The 16,969-nt window shown below is 72.3% G+C and carries 16 protein-coding genes; 5 read left to right on the forward strand and 11 right to left on the reverse strand.

The window, feature by feature from the left end:
- Positions 1-13: 13 nt before the first annotated feature.
- On the reverse strand, positions 14-373 hold the full coding sequence (locus AC6I72_RS13390) for an NADH-quinone oxidoreductase subunit A (RefSeq protein ID WP_007383963.1): 360 nt from the start codon (positions 371-373) through the stop codon (positions 14-16).
- Positions 374-1,225: 852 nt separating this feature from the next.
- On the opposite strand from AC6I72_RS13390, the gene AC6I72_RS13395 reads away from it, so the two are divergent.
- Positions 1,226-2,080 (forward strand): C40 family peptidase, encoded by an 855-nt coding sequence (locus AC6I72_RS13395; RefSeq protein ID WP_498000970.1) that lies wholly within the window; start codon positions 1,226-1,228, stop codon positions 2,078-2,080.
- A gap of 169 nt (positions 2,081-2,249) precedes the next feature.
- On the opposite strand, the gene AC6I72_RS13400 is transcribed toward AC6I72_RS13395, so the two are convergent.
- Positions 2,250-3,554, reverse strand: coding sequence for a geranylgeranyl reductase family protein (locus AC6I72_RS13400; protein WP_366728222.1), 1,305 nt, complete (start codon positions 3,552-3,554; stop codon positions 2,250-2,252).
- 97 nt (positions 3,555-3,651) lie between these two features.
- Here AC6I72_RS13400 and AC6I72_RS13405 point away from each other — a divergent pair, with 97 nt between their 5' ends.
- Both AC6I72_RS13405 and AC6I72_RS13410 read left to right on the forward strand, forming a co-directional pair.
- Positions 3,652-4,212: a GNAT family N-acetyltransferase gene (locus tag AC6I72_RS13405; protein ID WP_498000971.1), complete on the forward strand. Its 561-nt coding sequence runs from the start codon at positions 3,652-3,654 to the stop codon at positions 4,210-4,212.
- A 113-nt stretch (positions 4,213-4,325) separates the two neighbouring features.
- Positions 4,326-4,631, forward strand: a complete 306-nt coding sequence (locus AC6I72_RS13410; RefSeq protein WP_498004677.1) for a PASTA domain-containing protein — start codon at positions 4,326-4,328, stop codon at positions 4,629-4,631.
- Positions 4,632-4,641: 10 nt separating this feature from the next.
- Here AC6I72_RS13410 and AC6I72_RS13415 read toward each other — a convergent pair whose 3' ends face one another.
- The 7 genes from AC6I72_RS13415 to AC6I72_RS13445 all read right to left on the reverse strand — a co-directional run bounded on the left by AC6I72_RS13415 (position 4,642) and on the right by AC6I72_RS13445 (position 11,424).
- Positions 4,642-5,334 carry a demethylmenaquinone methyltransferase gene (locus tag AC6I72_RS13415; RefSeq protein ID WP_498000972.1) on the reverse strand — a complete coding sequence of 231 codons (693 nt, stop codon included), beginning with the start codon at positions 5,332-5,334 and terminating at the stop codon, positions 4,642-4,644.
- Positions 5,335-5,338: 4 nt separating this feature from the next.
- Entirely contained in the window at positions 5,339-5,641 is a 303-nt protein-coding gene (locus tag AC6I72_RS13420) for a DUF397 domain-containing protein (protein WP_498000973.1), read from the reverse strand.
- Entirely contained in the window at positions 5,601-6,449 is an 849-nt protein-coding gene (locus AC6I72_RS13425) for a helix-turn-helix domain-containing protein (protein WP_498000974.1), read from the reverse strand. The genes AC6I72_RS13420 and AC6I72_RS13425 overlap by 41 nt, the downstream gene beginning before the upstream one ends.
- Positions 6,450-6,529: 80 nt before the next feature.
- A complete protein-coding gene (locus AC6I72_RS13430; protein WP_498000975.1) occupies positions 6,530-7,039 on the reverse strand; it encodes an imidazolonepropionase-like domain-containing protein in 510 nt (169 codons plus the stop codon).
- A gap of 30 nt (positions 7,040-7,069) precedes the next feature.
- Entirely contained in the window at positions 7,070-8,269 is a 1,200-nt protein-coding gene (mqnC, locus tag AC6I72_RS13435; protein WP_498000976.1) for a cyclic dehypoxanthinyl futalosine synthase, read from the reverse strand.
- A 99-nt stretch (positions 8,270-8,368) separates the two neighbouring features.
- Positions 8,369-10,477 (reverse strand): serine/threonine-protein kinase, encoded by a 2,109-nt coding sequence (locus AC6I72_RS13440; protein WP_498000977.1) that lies wholly within the window; start codon positions 10,475-10,477, stop codon positions 8,369-8,371.
- Between the two features lie 98 nt (positions 10,478-10,575).
- Entirely contained in the window at positions 10,576-11,424 is an 849-nt protein-coding gene (locus AC6I72_RS13445; protein ID WP_498000978.1) for a menaquinone biosynthetic enzyme MqnA/MqnD family protein, read from the reverse strand.
- Between the two features lie 382 nt (positions 11,425-11,806).
- Here AC6I72_RS13445 and AC6I72_RS13450 point away from each other — a divergent pair, with 382 nt between their 5' ends.
- Positions 11,807-12,010, forward strand: coding sequence for a cold-shock protein (locus AC6I72_RS13450; RefSeq protein ID WP_003992177.1), 204 nt, complete (start codon positions 11,807-11,809; stop codon positions 12,008-12,010).
- Positions 12,011-12,324: 314 nt separating this feature from the next.
- A complete protein-coding gene (locus tag AC6I72_RS13455) occupies positions 12,325-13,287 on the forward strand; it encodes a LysR family transcriptional regulator (protein ID WP_498000979.1) in 963 nt (320 codons plus the stop codon).
- Here AC6I72_RS13455 and AC6I72_RS13460 read toward each other — a convergent pair.
- Positions 13,241-15,322 (reverse strand): AMP-dependent synthetase/ligase, encoded by a 2,082-nt coding sequence (locus AC6I72_RS13460; RefSeq protein ID WP_498000980.1) that lies wholly within the window; start codon positions 15,320-15,322, stop codon positions 13,241-13,243. The two genes, AC6I72_RS13455 and AC6I72_RS13460, sit on opposite strands and share 47 nt — an antisense overlap.
- A gap of 352 nt (positions 15,323-15,674) precedes the next feature.
- On the reverse strand, positions 15,675-16,967 hold the full coding sequence (locus AC6I72_RS13465) for an acetyl-CoA C-acetyltransferase (protein ID WP_498000981.1): 1,293 nt from the start codon (positions 16,965-16,967) through the stop codon (positions 15,675-15,677).
- Positions 16,968-16,969 lie beyond the last annotated feature (2 nt).

Genomic DNA, 16,969 nt, shown 5'->3' on the forward strand with positions numbered 1-16,969 from the left:
CTTATAAGGCCCCTCAGTCCCATTCCAGGCCGCCGCGCCGCCATACGTACGCGTAGGCGACGAAGACGGTGAGCACGAAGAGCAGCATCTCCACGAGCCCGAAAACACCCAGGGCGTCGAAGGTGACGGCCCAGGGGTAGAGGAAGACGATCTCGATGTCGAAGACGATGAAGAGCATCGCCGTCAGGTAGTACTTGATGGGGAAGCGCCCGCCGCCGGCCGGCGTGGGAGTGGGCTCGATGCCGCACTCGTACGCCTCGAGCTTGGCGCGGTTGTACCGCTTCGGCCCGATCAGCGTGGCCATGACCACGGAGAAGATCGCAAAGCCTGCCCCGAGGGCTCCCAGTACGAGGATGGGCGCATACGCGTTCACCGCTCCTCGCTCCTCTCAGTCGGCACTGACTGCTGGCGGTCGCTGGGTTCACAACTGCCTCGTCCGTCCCACGAACCCCGCTCGTCCCGGCGAAGATCGGGAACATGTGAAGCAGGTCACAAGCCCAACTGCAGGGCATCCTATGCCCGACTCTCTGTGATCTGCGACACGGGGTATTGCACCAGCTTTGTGATCTCCACCACCTGACGAAGGATCATCAAGCCGGATGAGCGGTGATCTTCGCACGCGAAGCGCTTGAGTGATCACCAGTGGTCACATTTTACCTCGTATTTGCAGGTCGGAGGGGGTCTGCACTATCAGATGACCGGCGTCCGATGCAAAGTGGCGTCGCGCGTCAAGACCTTGATATAGGGCTGGTTTTCACACATCAGAGGGACCGCGGAACGGGAAGTGGACGTGTTCACCCGTTCACAAGCGACGCAGGTGGCTCGTGAGGGCGAAGAGACCGGTGTGACTGGTGTGACAAGAGGGACTTCTGGCCGCCGAACGGACAAGTCGGCCGCACGGCGAGGCTCCGCGCGGCTCCGCCGGTCGTCCCGGCCGGTACGCGGACGCGTGAGGACATGGTGACCGTTCCGTGACCTCCGCCACATCGATGAGAGGTCCATGAGAACCGGGCTTGGCCAACGGTCCCAACCGATGGTAGGCGCGGGGCAATTCGGACGTAACAGCGAAAGACCATGATCACAGGCATGATCATCTGTGCCCGCAATGTCCGTTACGGCGTCAATAAAGGCCGACACGCCCGGTGTTCACAGCCCCCGCCGAGCAAATGTGGCGCAGACCACGTTTCTTGAAGATATGAAGGAGCCCCTGATACCGGTTGTTCCCATGTCCCACACCGCTCACATACGCAGCCACCGGAAGCCCCGCCGTAGCGCGTCGACCATCGCGATGCGGGCCGGAGTTGCCGGTGGCGTCCTCGGCACCCTGGCAGTAGCCGGTGCGTCCGCCTCCACGGCGAGCGCCGCCGAGCCGGTCACCCAGACCCTCGAACTGCCCACGCTCACCGCCGACCTGGCCGACCAGGTCGCCCAGTCCGCGGACGCCACGCAGCAGACCGCCGCGAACTACCAGCTGCAGGCCGAGCGCGACGCGGCCGCCGCGAAGGCCGCGAAGCAGGCCAAGTCGGACCTCGCCGACGCGAAGAAGAAGGCCGAGGCCGCCAAGAAGAAGGCCGCCGAGGAGGCCGCCGCGCGCAAGGCCGCCGCCGAGCAGGCCTCGCGCAGCGCCGTGCGCGCCACGCTCACCACCCAGTCGGGCAGCAGCTCCGGCAGCGATGTCGCCGCGGGCACCGGCGCCGGCGTGTCCACCAGCACGTCGACGGCGACCGGTTCGGTCGCCTCCGTCATCGCGTTCGTCAAGGCGCAGGTCGGCAAGGCCTACATCCCCGGTGCCACCGGCCCGTCCGCCTACGACTGCTCGGGCCTCGTGCAGACCGCCTTCAAGCAGGTGGGTGTCAGCCTGCCGCGTGTCTCCCAGGACCAGTCGACCGTCGGCACCCAGGTGTCCCTGTCCAACCTGCAGCCGGGCGACATCCTCTACTGGGGTGGCCGTGGCAGCGCGTACCACGTGGCCGTGTACGTCGGTGACGGTATGTTCGTCGGCGCGCAGAACTCCTCCACGGGCGTCGTGGAGAGGCCTCTGTCGTACGACCCGCCCACCGGTGCCGTCCGGGTGCTCTGAGCCCCGCACAGCGCCGTACAGGGTGAAGGGCCGCAGCCGCTCGGGGGCAGCGGCCCTTCGGTCGTCACCCGTTCGCCCGATTCGCCCCCGATGCGGCGACCGGCGCGCCCCGGGACATGACTGAGGCCGGCTCAGGGCGAGCCGGCCTCCGGGGTGTTTTCTGGTCGGGTCAGGCCTTCGGTGCCACCTTGCTCAGGCCGTTGATGATGCGGTCCATCGCGTCGCCGCCGGTCGGGTCGGTGAGGTTGGCCAGGAGCTTGAGGGTGAACTTCATCAGCAGCGGGTGCGTGAGGCCGCGCTGGGCGGCGATCTGCATGACCTTCGGGTTGCCGATGAGCTTCACGAAGGCGCGGCCCAGCGTGTAGTAGCCGCCGTAGGTGTCCTTCAGGACGCGCGGGTAGCGCTGCAGGGCCAGTTCGCGCTGGGCGGGCGTGGCGCGGGAGTGGGCCTGGACGATGACGTCGGCGGCGAGGGCCCCGGACTCCATGGCGTAGGCGATGCCCTCGCCGTTGAAGGGGTTCACCAGGCCGCCGGCGTCGCCGACGAGCAGCAGCCCGCGCGTGTAGTGGGGCTGCCGGTTGAACGCCATCGGCAGGGCGGCGCCGCGGATGGGGCCGGTCATGTTCTCCGGGGTGTAGCCCCAGTCCTCGGGCATCGAGGCGCACCAGGCCTTGAGGATCTCCCGCCAGTCCAGCTCCTTGAAGGCGGCGGAGGTGTTGAGCACGCCCAGGCCCACGTTGGACGTGCCGTCGCCCATGCCGAAGACCCAGCCGTAGCCGGGCAGCAGGCGGTCCTGCGGGCCGCGCCGGTCCCACAGCTCCAGCCAGGACTCCAGGTAGTCGTCGTCGTGGCGCGGCGAGGTGAAGTACGTGCGCACGGCGACGCCCATCGGGCGGTCCTCGCGGCGGTGCAGGCCCATCGCCAGCGAGAGCCGGGTGGAGTTGCCGTCGGCGGCGACCACGAGCGGCGCGTGGAAGGTGACCTCGCGCTTCTCCTCACCGAGCCTGGCCTTCACACCGGTGATGCGGCCGGTGCGGTCGTCCACGATCGGCCCCGACACGTTGCAGCGCTCGTAGAGCCGGGCGCCCGCCTTCTGGGCCTGCCGGGCGAGCTGCTCGTCGAAGTCGTCGCGCTTGCGGACGAGTCCGTAGTCGGGGAAGGAGGCCAGGTCGGGCCAGTCGAGCTGGAGCCGGACGCCGCCGCCGATGATGCGCAGACCCTTGTTGCGCAGCCAGCCGGCCTCCTCGGAGATGTCGATGCCCATGGCGACGAGCTGCTTGACGGCGCGCGGGGTCAGACCGTCACCGCAGACCTTCTCGCGCGGGAACTCGGTCTTCTCCAGCAGGAGTACGTCCAGACCGGCCCGGGCAAGGTGGTACGCGGTGGTGGAACCGGCCGGCCCCGCACCCACGACGATGACATCGGCGGTGTTCCCGGCGAGGGGATCGGAGAGCGGCTCAGTCACGACGGTCACGGCGGGATCTCCCCAAGTTCGGAATCTGCGTGCCGACCGGCACTGGACATGGGCAGTCTATTCAGCAGCACTGATCACCCGGCTGAAGGGCTGCCCTGTGAACCGAGTTCCGCCCGTCGTACGGCTACGCGTCCCCACCGACGAGGACGCCGTCGCCTGGCACCGCCTCTTCGACGACCCGGACGTCATGGAGTACCACGGCGGCCGTTCCGCGGAGCTGTCCGTGTACGAGGAGCTGACCGCCCGCCAGCGCCGGCACGACGCCGAACGCGGCTTCTGCTTCTGGACGATGCTCGACGAGTCCGGCCGGCCGATCGGGTTCACCGGCGCCCAGCCGTGGCCCGGCGAGTGGGGGCCGGTCGGCGAGGTGGAGATCGGCTGGCGGCTCGGGCGGGAGTTCTGGGGGCGGGGATACGTCACGGCGGCGGCCCGGATGACCCTGGAGCGGCTGCGCGCGGCCGGTCTGCCCGGCGTGGTCGCGATGGTCGACGCCCGCAACACCCGGTCCATAGCGGTCACGCGGCGTCTGGGCATGTACCACGCGGAGACCTTCGTGACCCCCGTCGGCGGGCGGACGGGCCACTGCTACCGGCTCGACCTGGGACCAGAGGGCAGCATCGTCACGCAGGGTAGTCTATTGTCACGGAAAGACACCTGAACCTTCCGGACGGCATGTCCGGACGGTTACCCTGCCGGTACCGCTGGGGGGTGACGTCCGTGTACCCGACGCCCAAGACACCGGAAGTGCGTGTGCCGCGCCTGGTCGGTCTGATGGCCGTGGACGCGCGGGAGACCGCCCGGGCGCGGGGCCTGCTGCTCGCCGCGCCCGACCGGCCCGACTTCCACCTCACCGTCGTCGACCACGTCGTACGCCAGTACCCGCGGCCCGGCGCCGAGGTGCCGCGGGACTCCCGGGTGTACGTGTGGTTCGACTTCGGTCCGGGCGAGGGCGGCGGGGGCGTCCGCGAGCCGCGTGTGCCGGGACCGCCCCCGGGCGGCCTGCGCCGGGAACTCGACGTGCCGGGCGAGCCGGGCGGTGAACCCGGTGAGCCCTGCGCCGTCGTCGGCCCCCGCTGACCGGCCGGCCTCAGACCTTGAAGCCCCGGTGCAGGGTGACGATGCCGCCGGTGAGGTTGCGCCAGGCCACCTTCGACCAGCCGGCCTCGCGCAGCCGTCCGGCCAGCGCCGGCTGGTCGGGCCAGGCCCGGATGGACTCGGCGAGGTAGACGTACGCGTCCGGGCTGGAGGACACCGCGCGGGCCACGGGCGGCAGGGCCCGCATCAGGTACTCCGTGTAGACGGTACGGAAGGGCGCCCACGTCGGGTGCGAGAACTCGCAGATCACCACGCGTCCGCCGGGCCGCGTCACCCGGTGCATCTCGCGCAGCGCCGCGTCGAAGTCCTGCACGTTGCGCAGCCCGAAGGAGATCGTGACCGCGTCGAAGGTGTCGTCCTTGAACGGCAGCCGGGTCGCGTCACCGGCGGTGAACGGCAGCCAGCCGTGCCGCTGCTTGCCCACCTGGAGCATGCCGAGCGAGAAGTCGCAGGGCACGACGTAGGCCCCTGCGCGGGTGAAGGGCAGCGAGGAGGTGGCCGTGCCGGCGGCGAGGTCGAGGATCTTCTGCGCCGGGCGCGCGTCGACCGCTCTGGCGACCTCCTTGCGCCAGCGCCGGTCCTGTCCCAGGGACAGCACGTCGTTGGTCAGGTCGTACCGTTCCGCCACGTCGTCGAACATCGAGGCGACTTCGTGCGGCTGCTTCTCCAGGGATGCGCGGGTCACCCCGTCATTGTTGCAGCCGCCCCCGCGGGACCTGCAGCTCGCCCCGCGCCGCCGCCCCCACGAACCGGGCGAAGGCCTCCGGCGCGACGGCGAAGTGGCCTCCGGCCGGGTTCTTGCTGTCGCGCAGAGCGATGTGGGCGGTGAGGTCCGCGTACTCGACGCAGTCACCCCCGGTGTTTCCGCTGTACGACGACTTGCGCCAGGCGGCACCGTCCAGGGGGGCGCATTCGATGCAGTTGCCGCCGGTGTCGCTGCTGTAGGAGGACTTACGCCACCGGATGTTCGCCGACTGCTGAGCGGGGGCCATACCGTTCCTCCATCACGCGCTTGATCAGCTTGGCCGACTCCTCCTGCGAGAGTGCAGCGGCCTGCAAGCTAGCGTAACGGCGGGCGCCTTCGCGAACGGTATCCGTATCGGCGGTCATGTGCCCGGAGATGAGGTCCTCGGTGTAGACCAGCTCGTGGTCGCTGTCGAACCGCAGCATGTTGAACGAACCGGCCAGACTCGCGTGCTGGCCTACGGAGTTCGGCAGTACTTGGATCTGCACCCAAGGGCGCTCAGCACACCTCAGCAGGTGGGCCAATTGCGCGCACATCACCTCGACGCCCCCGATGGGGCGATGCAGCACCGCCTCGTCCAGAACGACCAGTGCCAAGGGCGGCCGAGCACCCTCCAAGATCCGCTGTCGCTCCAGTCGTGCGGCAAGCAGTTCCTCGACGCGCTCCGCGTCACCTGTCTCCAGCACCGCGCGGGCGTACTCCGGCGTCTGCAACAGTCCGTAAACCAGCTGTGCCTGATAGGTGGAGATGTACGTCGCCTTTGCTTCCATCTCTGCGTACGGCTGGAACCACGTGGGCAACTGGTTACGCAGTACCAGCCCTACCAAGCGCGAAAACATGCCGTCCGTGTTCAGCGCGGCGTCCACCCGTGCCGAGAAGTCACGCGTGGGGACCTTGAGGGCCGTCTCGATCTGGCCGACCAGGGACGCGGTGCAGAAGACGATCTCACCGAGGTCGGCCAGGCGGAGGCCCGCCGCCTCGCGCAGGCGGCGCAGTTCGGCGCCGTAGTAGTCCAACGGCGAGGCGCTGGGGTCGAGTTGTTTGACGTTCACCATGCGGCAGCCGCTCCTCTCTCTCCGTAGCCGAGAGTAAGTGCGCCGTCGCCGGGGAGTACGGTCAACCGTCTAAATCGTATTTATGCCCGCCGGTGGACGAGCCGTCCGCCCACCACGGTCGCCAGGCAGCTCCCGTCCGGCGCGAGGACGGCGAAGTCCGCGCGGGCGCCCGGGGCGAGGGCCGGGGCGCCGGGGCCGACCAGGACGCCCGACCGCTGCACGGCGGTCCGCACCGGGGGGCGGGTGAACGGTCCGGCCACTGACGTCACCCCGCGCGCCAGCATCCGCTGGAGTCCGCGCCGGGCGCTTGCGCCCCACCGGGTGCCGGACATGCCGTCCGGGCCGACGGGCAGCGGCTCCGTGCCCAGCTCGCCGGCCTCGCGCGGGTCGGGCCAGTACAGGGTCTCCAGCAGGCGTACGGCGTCCGGCTCGTGCCGTCCGGGCACGAGGGTCCCGGCCCACTCGCGGACGCGGGCGCCCTCGCCGTGCACGGCGCGCAGTTCGGCGTACGGGCCGAGGCCCGCGATCCGGTCGCCCTCGACCGCGACCGAGCGGTCCGGGTCCGCCAGCGGGCGGTGGATCGTCAGCATGGGGATCGGCGGTTCAGTCGTCCGGACGGTTCAGTTGGAGGCGAGCAGCTTCAGTTCCGGGTGCGCGGTGCCGCCGTCGAGCGCCGTGGAGGAGATGTGGGACATCACGCGGTCGTCGACGGGGTCGTTCGCCGGGTCGTCGTGCACGACGAGGTGCTCGTACGTCGTGGAGCGCTGTGCCGGGACGCGGCCCGCGCTGCGGATCAGCTCGATGATCTCCATGCGGTTGGAGCGGTGCTTGGCACCGGCGGAGGAGACGACGTTCTCCTCCAGCATGATCGAGCCGAGGTCGTCGGCGCCGTAGTGCAGGGTGAGCTGGCCGACCTCCTTGCCGGTGGTCAGCCAGGAGCCCTGGATGTGCATGACGTTGTCCAGGAAGAGGCGGGCGATGGCGATCATCCGCAGGTACTCGAAGAGCGTGGCCTGGGTGCGGCCCTTCAGGTGGTTGTTCTCCGGCTGGTAGGTGTACGGGATGAACGCGCGGAAGCCGCCCGTGCGGTCCTGGACGTCCCGGATCATCCGCAGGTGCTCGATGCGCTCGGCGTTGGTCTCGCCGGTGCCCATCAGCATGGTGGAGGTGGACTCCACGCCCAGCCGGTGCGCGGTCTCCATGATCTCCAGCCAGCGCTCGCCGGACTCCTTCAGCGGGGCGATGGCCTTGCGGGGCCGCTCGGGCAGCAGTTCGGCACCGGCGCCCGCGAAGGAGTCGAGGCCGGCCGCGTGGATGCGGGTGATGGCCTCCTCGACCGATACCCCGCTGATGCGGGCCATGTGCTCGACCTCGCTCGCCCCCAGGCTGTGGATGACGAGCTGCGGGAACTCCTTCTTGATGGCCGAGAAGTGCTTCTCGTAGTACTCCACGCCGTAGTCCGGGTGGTGGCCGCCCTGGAACATGATCTGGGTGCCGCCGAGTTCGACGGTCTCCGCGCAGCGGCGCAGGATGTCGTCCAGGTCGCGGGTCCAGCCCTTGGCGGTGTCCTTGGGGGCCGCGTAGAAGGCGCAGAACTTGCACGCCGTGACGCACACGTTCGTGTAGTTGATGTTGCGCTCGATGATGTACGTCGCGATGTGCTCGGTACCGGCGTACCTGCGGCGGCGTACGGCGTCGGCGGCGGCGCCCAGCGCGTGCAGCGGCGCGTGCCGGTAGAGGTCGAGCGCCTCCTCGTAGGTGATCCGTCCGCCCGCGGCGGCACGGTCGAGGACGGACTGGAGGTCGGCCTTCTCGGTCACCGGCGTCCCTTTCGCAGAGGGTTCGTAGGGATTGTGGACGGACCGAATCAGCCTACGCCAGGGCTGGTCGCCGGCCCACGGCAGGTGGGCGGCGCCCGGTCAGGCCACGCGCTCCACACGGGCCTTCGGGTTGCCGGCCCTGGGATCGACCGAGGTGAACCGGAGCGCGTCGGGGCCGTCGGGACGGAGCCGGACCTCGTGGTCGTCCGGGACGCAGTGCGACGGATTGCCCTCCTTGCCGCGCCCCACCGCCACGAGTTCCCCGGCACTGGCCGATTTCAGGGTGAGGATGTCGACGCAGGTGCCGCCGAGCGCGTCGGTCTGGGTGACCGAACCGACGACACCGGTGGGCCCGGCCCGGCGGATGACGATCTTGTAGTCGCCGCCGGGGATGTCCTGCCCGGCGGCGGTCACCGTGCCCGGGCCGCGCCAGGTCCCCAGGAACACCTCGGGCACCGCGCCGGACGGGGCCGAGGGCGAGGGCGCGCGTGAGGCGGACGGCCGGGTGCCGGCGTCGGTGGGAGGCGTACTGCCGGCGGCGGCTCCGTCCTGGCCGCCGCCCTGGAACTGGTTCAGCAGCACCGCCCCGAGGGTGGTGACCACGGCCAGGGCCCCGGCCACCGCCAGCACCACGCTGCAGCTCATCCGGCGGCCCCGGCCCCCGGCGCCGGGGGCCGCGCCGGCCGCCACGGTGACGGAGAACCCGCCCGGTCCGGACGGGGAGGGCGGTCCCGGGTCGGGCCGACCGGGCGCCGGGTGACCACCGGCCGCCTCCGCCCCGCGGGGCGCTGCGGGACCGCCGGCCGACTCCGCCCCACGGGCCGCCTGCGCCCCACCGTGCGTCGCCGGACCGCCGTGCACCGCTGGACCGCCGTGCGTCGCACGGCCACCGGGCGTCGCCGGGCCACCGTGCGGCTCCGCCCCGCCGGACGTCCGCGGGCCGCCTGCCTCCTCCCGGCCGTCTGTCCACTCAGGACCCATCGGCCACTGCGCACCGCCAGCCCACTCAGGACCGCCCGACTCGGAACCGCCCGGCCACTCGGGACCGCCTGGCCCCTCCGGAGCACCCGCCCACTCCCGGCCGCCCGGCGGCTCCGTCGGCCGCGTCTCCGGTGCCGCCGGCATCACCGGCGGGGGGCCGAACACGCCGGCGACGACCGGTGCGGCGGAACCGGTACCGGGCCCCGAGCCCGCAGCAGGACCGGGGCCCGGACCACCGGCGGGACCGCCTGCGGCCCCGGTGGCGGGGAGCGCGGTGCTGCTGAAGCCGACCGGGCCCGACGCCCGGTCCGGCGGACCGGCGCCCGTCTCCGTCTCCAGGTTCAGCAGGCGCACGGCGCTGCGGCTGACCTGTTCCACCAGGGGGCCCGGCAGCCAGCCACCGGCGACGAGCCGGGCCGCGCCGCCGGGGGCGAGGCGCCGGGCGATCTCGCCGGGTCCGGGCCGGTCGCCGGGGTCCTTGGCGAGACAGGCGCGCGCCAGCTCCCGCAGCTCGCCGTCCACCAGCGGCTCCAGCTCGGGCTCCTCGTGGACCACCTTGTAGAGCAGGGCGGCCGAGGAGTCGCCGCTGAACGGGGAGACGCCCATCGCCGCGTACGCCAGGACGGCGCCCAGGGAGAAGACGTCCGCCGCACCGGTGACGCCCTTGCCGAGGATCTGCTCGGGCGCCATGTAACCGGGCGAGCCGACGGAGACGCCGGTCGAGGTCAGGGACGCCGTGCCGTCCGTGGCGCGGGCGATGCCGAAGTCGATCAGCAGCGGACCGTCGAGGGTGAGCAGGACGTTGGACGGCTTGACGTCCCGGTGCACCAGGCCCAGCGCGTGCACCGCCGTCAGCGCCTCGGCCAGGCCCCCCGTCAGGGTCCGTACGGAGTGCGCGGGCAGCGGGCCGGCGTCCGCGACCGCCGCGGTGAGAGAGGGGCCGGCCGCGTAGGCGGTGGCCACCCAGGGCACGGGCGCGCCGGGATCGGCGTCCAGCACGGGTGCCGTCCAGGCGCCGCCCACCCGGCGGGCGGCGGACACCTCACGGCGGAACCGGGCGCGGAACTCCTCGTCGAGGGCGTGGTGCGGGTGCACGATCTTCACCGCGACCGTGCGGCCGCCGGGACTGCGGCCCAGGTAGACGCGGCCCATGCCACCGGAGCCGAGCCGGCCCAGCAGCCGGTAGGGCCCCACGGCGGTGGGCTCGTCGTGCGCGAGCGGCTGCATGCCGACCACCCCTCCCCCGTACGCCGGTCACCGGCCTTTTCAGCAGGGTAGTGCGGCGGGCCGTGCCCCGGCAGGGAGGCGATCGCAGGCGCGGGGGCTCAGGGCCGCAGCAGGTCCACCTTCACGTCCGCCGGGAAGCCCGTCGTCGGGCCGACCCGCCGGGCGAACTCGGCGACCGCCTCCAGCTGCGGGGCGCCGAAACTGAAGTCGAGGGTGGTGAAGTACTTCTCCAGCACCTTCTCGTCGAAGGCCTCCCAGCGGGCGGCCTGCTCGGCGACCTTGCCGACCTCCTCCAGGGAGAGGTTGCGCGAGGACAGGAAGGCCTCGTGCACCTTGCGGGTGATGAAGGGCTCCTGCTCCAGGTAGTCGCGGCGCGCCGCCCAGACGGCGAAGACGAACGGCAGGCCCGTCCACTCCTTCCACAGCTGCCCGAGGTCGTGCACGTCCAGGCCGTAGCGCGGGCCGTCGTGCAGGTTCGCGCGCAGGGCCGCGTCGCCGATGAGGACGGCCGCGTCCGCCTCCTGCATCATCAGGCTGAGGTCGGGCGGGCAGGTGTAGTACTCCGGCGTCACGCCGTAGCGCTCGGCGAGCAGCAGCTGGGCGAGGCGGACGGAGGTGCGGGAGGTCGATCCGAGGGCGACCCGGGCCCCGTCGAGCCGGTCCAGCGGGACCTGCGAGACGATCACGCAGGACATCACCGGGCCGTCGCAGCCGACGGCGATGTCGGGGAAGGCGACCAGGTCGTCCGCGTTCTTGAGGAATTCGACGAGGGTGACGGGACCGATGTCGAGGTCTCCCCGCACGAGCTGCTCGCTGAGCTTCTCGGGGGTGTCCTTGGTCAGCTCGAAGTCGAGGAGCGTGCCCGTTCTCGCGAGCCCCCAGTAGAGGGGCAGGCAGTTGAGGAACTGGATGTGGCCGACGCGCGGCCGGATGCGAGAATTGTCCACATCGCGAGACTAGACCCTGCCCCCGCGCCTCCCGCCGCCGCCCCCTCGGCCGCCGTGGCCGCCCGAGCGGCGGCGGCCGGCGGCGCCCTCGCTCACCCGGTCGGCCCTCCGGGTGCCGGACTTCCACCGGATCGTCTGCGTCAACCTCCCCCCAGAGCCTTCAAACATCCGGGTGACGTGATCTTGGCCCCTATTGCGTTCCGGTGCCCGCATGCTAGGCTCGCCAGCAAGTTGCAGTTTTGGTTTCCCTTGCAGTACAGAGCCTGCGGAGCATGTAACCGCGGGCTCTGGTCGTTTTCAGACGTATGCAGTTGTGCGGCGATCTCGTTTTCACATTTGCAGGTTCTGGAGCAGGGCGACCCTTTGAGCCCAAGGAGGGCTTATGGCTACCGGAACCGTGAAGTGGTTCAACGCCGAAAAGGGCTTTGGCTTCATTGCCCAGGAAGGCGGCGGCCCCGACGTCTTCGTTCACTACTCCGCGATCAACGCCAGCGGTTTCCGCTCTCTCGAAGAGAACCAGCAGGTGTCCTTCGACGTGACCCAGGGCCCGAAGGGCCCGCAGGCGGAGAACGTCACCCCGGTCTGAGCGTCCCGCGCGCAGTATCCGATCTGATTGCAGTACCCAAGGAGCCCCACGCCTTCCGGCGACGGGGCTCCTGCCCTTTTCCGGGGGCGGTGCTCGTCTCCGTGTGGGTCGGCACCCGCTCCCTCCCCCGCCCGCGGTCCGGATCCCGGCAGGGGCTGGAGCGGGTTGCCGCCCGGGCCCTGGGAAGATCGTCGTACAGCCCCAAGGTCCAGTCAATCCTGGGGATTTGTGGCCATACCCAAGGAAAAACTTGGGTCGGCGCGGGAGCCCGCGAGCCCGGCGTGATCCGGACGAGAAGGGCCTAGCCTGACCGGGTGACTCTCGATGATCTCCGGGTGTTCGTGGCCGTGTGCCGCGCGGGCAACCTCAGCGCGGTCGCCCGGGACCTGGGCCGCACCCAGTCGGCGGTGAGCCAGCACGTGAAGCGGCTGGAGCGGGAGACCGGCGTGAGCCTGCTGGAACGCAGGCCGCGCGGGGTCGTCCCCACCCCCGCGGGCGCCATCCTGCGGGCGGCCGCCGCCGACGGCCTCGCCGGCCTGGACGGTGCCCTGCGGCGGCTGCGCGACCTGGCCGACGGCGAGACCGGCTCGATACGGATCGCGACCGGCGCGACGACCGTACGGCACTTCATGGCGGACGCGGTGGTCGCCTTCCGCCGCCGGTACCCCAAGGTGAACCTGGAGTTCTTCACGGAGAGTTCGAGCCGGGGCTGCTTCGACGCGCTGGGCGGCGGCGAGCTGGACCTGGCCTGGGTCACGCTGGGCGCACCGGTGCGGGGTGTCGAGCAGCGCGGCGTGCTGGAGCTGCCGTGGGTGCTGGCGGTGCGGGCCGAGGACCCGCTGGCCGGCCGGGCCCGGGTGGACGCGGCCGAACTGCGCGACCTGCGTCCGATCCGGCTGCCGCCGAACTCGACGTCGGCCGCCCATCTGGACGCGGCCTGCGCGGAGCTGGGCGTCCGGTTCGGCTCCGACACGAGCGTCGCCGACTGGGACACCGCGTTCCTGCTGGCCGAGCTGGGGGTGGGGCGCGCGCTGGTGCCCGCCCTGCCCGGCCACACCGCGCCGGACGGCCCGCTGCGCCTGGTGCCCGTGCCGGCCCTGCGCCCGCTGTCCGTCGGCTGGGCGGTCCGCCGCTGGGACGCGCTCGCCCCGCTGGCCCGCGCGTTCGCGGAGACGGTGGTGGACTGCTGCCGCGGCCTCGCCGCCGCGCCGGAACGGGCCGCCGGACCCCTCAGCCCCCGTACAGGCCCTCCACCTCCCGGGCGAAGTCGCGCATGATCGCGTCCCTGCGGAGCTTCATCGACGGGGTCAGGTGGCCCGCCTGTTCGGTGAAGTCCACCGGCAGGACGGCGAAACGGCGGATCGACTCGGGGCGGGAGACCAGTTTGTTCGCCTCGTCCACGGCCCGTTGCAGGACGGCCGCCAGGTCGGGGTCGTCGACGAGGAGTTCGGCGGGCACGGGGTGCCTGCCGTTCATCCGGCGCCAGTGGGTGATGCCCTCGGGGTCCAGGGTGATCAGCGCGCCGACGTAGGGGCGGCCGTCGCCCAGGACCATGCACTGGGAGATCAGGGGGTGCGCGCGCAGCCAGTTCTCCAGCGGGGCGGGGGCCACGTTCTTGCCGCCCGCGGTGATCAGGATCTCCTTCTTGCGGCCGGTGATCGTCAGGTGGCCCTCGTCGTCCAGGCGGCCGAGGTCCCCGGTCGCGAACCAGCCGTCCTGGGTCGCCGGGACGACCCCGCCCGCGTTCGGGTCCCAGTACCCGCGGAACACCTGACGGCCGCTCAGCAGCACCTCGCCGTCCGCGGCGATCCGGACCCGGGTGCCGGGCAGCGGCCACCCCACCGTGCCCAGGCGGGGCCGGTGCGGGGGCGTGACCGTCGCCGCGCCCGTCGACTCCGTCAGGCCGTAGCCCTCGTAGACCTCGATGCCGGCGCCCGCGTAGAAGGCGGCCAGGCGGCGGCCGAGCGGGGACCCGCCGCAGATGACGTGCCGCAGACGGCCGCCGAGGGCGTTGCGGATGCGGCGGTAGACCAGCGGGTCGTAGAAGGCGCGGGCGGTGCGCAGGGAGCGGGCCGGGCCCGGGCCGGAGCCGTGACGCCGGGCCTCCACGGCCTCGCCGTAGCGGCGGGCCACCCCGGCGGCGCGGTCGAAGGAGGACGCCTTGCCGCCGCGCTCGGCGGTGGCCCGGGCGTTGTTGTAGATCTTCTCCAGCATGTACGGGATGGCCAGCAGGAACGTCGGCCTGAAGCTCGCCAGGTCGGCCAGCAGGTCCTGCGCCGCGAGGCTCGGCGCGTGGCCGAAGCGGACCCCGGCGCGGACGCAGGCGACCGCGACCATGCGGCCGAAGACGTGCGAGAGGGGCAGGAAGAGGAGGGTCGAGGGCTCCTCCTGTCCCTTCGCCCCGCTCCCCTTCATCCGGCCGTCCTTCGCGCCGAAGACCGGGTGGAGGAGTTCGATGGCGTTGTCGACCTCGGCGAGGAAGTTGCCGTGGGTCAGGGCGCAGCCCTTCGGGCGGCCGGTCGTGCCCGAGGTGTAGACGATGGTGGCCGGTGTGTCGGGGCCGAGGACGCCCCGGCGTACGTCGGTCTCCTGGTCCGGCACGGTCGCCTCGCCCAGCTCCGCCAGCCGGTCCAGGTGGCCGTGGTCGACGACCCACAGGTGGCGCAGGCCGGGCAGGCGGTCGCGTTCGGGGCCGAGCGCCGCCGCCTGACGGGCCGTCTCGGTCACCAGGGCCACCGCGCCCGAGTCGTGCAGGATCCAGCGGGTCTGGAAGAGGGAGGAAGTGGGGTAGACCGGCACGGTGACCAGGCCGGCGGCCCAGGCGGCGAAGTCGAGCAGCGTCCACTCGTAACGGGTGCGCGCCATCACGGCGATCCGGTCGCCCGGCGCCAGGCCCTCCGCGATCAGGCCCTTGGCCAGGGCCCGCACCTGGGCGGCGAACTGCCGTGCCGTCACGTCGCTCCAGCCGCCGTCCGCGTCGCGGCGGCTGAGGACGCGGCGCCCGGGGTCGGCGGCGGCGTTCTCGAAGGGCAGGTCGGCGAGCGAGCCGTGGGTCACCCGGGCCACCAGCGGCGGCACGTACGCCTCGCGGACCACGCCGTCCAGCCGGCGGATCCGCGGCGCGACCACCGCCGGGCCGCCCTGGGGGTCCTGGTCGAGGTCCAGGTCGAGGCCGGGTTCGCCGCCGTGGTCCTGGCCGCGGCCGGCGGTGTCCCGGGCGCCGACGCCGTGGGCGCGGCCGGGGTGCGCGGCGGCGGGCGGCGGCACGGGAGCACCGGACGGCCACGGGGACGACGAGTACGAGATGGGCATGGCAGCTCCTGGGGCCTGCGGCTTCGTCCTGCTCTGCCGCATGGGGTACGCGCGGCGCGGACCGGGTCGTTCACCGGTGGTGCGTGCGCGGCTGTGCGGGGCCTTCGGTGTTACCGCCGGTTGCACACGGGATCGTACGGCGCGCTCATGGGGAGTCCGTGCGGGTTACCGGCGGGTCGGGCGATGGTCCGGGGACGGGGTTGTGCACCTGGCGCTCTTCCCGCCCGCGCTTCACACGTGTGCGCGAGCACGTTCGCGCCCGGGATCCCCGGGGGCGGGCGGGGCGCCGGCGCCGGCGCCGGGGTCCCGGCGCTCAGGCGTTCGGGCGGTCCGGCTTTCTCTGTTCGGGCGTTCAGGCGCGTTCCAGGATCGCCGTCACGCCCTGGCCGCCGGCCGCGCAGACGGAGATCAGCCCGCGGGCCGGGCCCTCGCGCTCGGCGAGCAGCCGGGCCAGCGTCGCCACGATACGGGCGCCGGTCGCGGCGAAGGGGTGCCCGGTGGCGAGGGAGGACCCGGCCACGTTGAGGCGGGCGCGGTCGACCGGGGCCAGGCCCCTCTTCTCCCACGCCGCCAGGGTCGCCAGCACCTGGGAGGCGAACGCCTCGTGAATCTCGACCAGGTCGAAGTCCTCGATGCCGAGCCCGGCCCGCTCCAGCATCCGCGGGACGGCGTACGCGGGTGCCATGAGGAGGCCGTCCTCGCCGTCGGCGACATCGCCGTGCACGAAGTCGACGGCCGCCGTCTCGTACGCCGTCAGGTAGGCCAGCGGTGCCAGGCCGCGGGCGCGCGCCCACTCCTCGGACGCGAGCAGCACGGTCGCCGCGCCGTCCGTCAGCGGTGTCGAGTTCCCCGCGGTCATGGTCGGGCCGGGACCGTCCAGGCCGAACACCGGCTTGAGCGCGGCGAGTTTCTCCACCGTGGAGCCGGGCCGGAGGTTCTGGTCGCGCTCCAGACCGCGGAAGGGGACCACCAGGTCCTGGAAGAAGCCGCGGTCGTAGGCGGCGGCCAGCCGCCGGTGGCTGGTGGCGGCCAGTTCGTCCTGCGCCTGGCGGCTGATGCCCCAGGCGCGGGCGGTCACGGCCGCGTGCTCGCCCATGGACAGCCCGGTGCGGGGTTCGGCGTTGCGCGGGATGTCGGGGACGAGGTGCCGGGGCCGCACCCGCGCGAGGGCCTTCAGCCGGGCTCCGGCGGACTTGGCGCGCCGGGCGGCGAGCAGGATGCGGCGCAGTTCGTCGTTGACGCCCAGCGGGGCGTCGCTCGCGGTGTCCGCGCCGCCCGCGACGGCGGACCCGGTCTGGCCGAGAGCGATCTTGTTGGCGGCGGCGATCACCGCCTGCAGGCCGGTGCCGCAGGCCTGCTGGATGTCGTACGCCGGGGTGCGCGGGTCCAGCCGGGAGCCGAGCACGGTCTCGCGGGCGAGGTTGAAGTCGCGGCTGTGCTTGAGGACGGCACCGGCGACGAACTCGCCCACGGCGCCGGGCTCCTGGAGGCCGTAGCGCTCGACCAGGGCGTCGAGGGCGGCGGTGAGCATCTCCTGGTCGGAGGCGGTGGCGTACGGGCCGTCGGAGCGGGCGAAGGGGATGCGGGCGCCGCCGAGCACCGCCACCTTGCGGACCGCGTGCGGTTCGGGCTGTAGGGGACTCATCT

The sequence above is a fragment of the Streptomyces sp. Xyl84 genome, assembly GCF_059731885.1.

Coding starts and splice junctions, on each gene's coding strand:
- AC6I72_RS13395 (WP_498000970.1), top strand. CDS start 1,226: ATGTCCCACACCGCTCACATACGCAGCCACCGGAAGCCCCGCCGTAGC.
- AC6I72_RS13410 (WP_498004677.1), top strand. CDS start 4,326: ATGGCCGTGGACGCGCGGGAGACCGCCCGGGCGCGGGGCCTGCTGCTC.
- AC6I72_RS13420 (WP_498000973.1), bottom strand. CDS start 5,641: ATGGCCCCCGCTCAGCAGTCGGCGAACATCCGGTGGCGTAAGTCCTCC.
- AC6I72_RS13425 (WP_498000974.1), bottom strand. CDS start 6,449: ATGGTGAACGTCAAACAACTCGACCCCAGCGCCTCGCCGTTGGACTAC.
- AC6I72_RS13430 (WP_498000975.1), bottom strand. CDS start 7,039: ATGCTGACGATCCACCGCCCGCTGGCGGACCCGGACCGCTCGGTCGCG.
- AC6I72_RS13440 (WP_498000977.1), bottom strand. CDS start 10,477: ATGCAGCCGCTCGCGCACGACGAGCCCACCGCCGTGGGGCCCTACCGG.
- AC6I72_RS13450 (WP_003992177.1), top strand. CDS start 11,807: ATGGCTACCGGAACCGTGAAGTGGTTCAACGCCGAAAAGGGCTTTGGC.
- AC6I72_RS13460 (WP_498000980.1), bottom strand. CDS start 15,322: ATGCCCATCTCGTACTCGTCGTCCCCGTGGCCGTCCGGTGCTCCCGTG.
- AC6I72_RS13465 (WP_498000981.1), bottom strand. CDS start 16,967: ATGAGTCCCCTACAGCCCGAACCGCACGCGGTCCGCAAGGTGGCGGTG.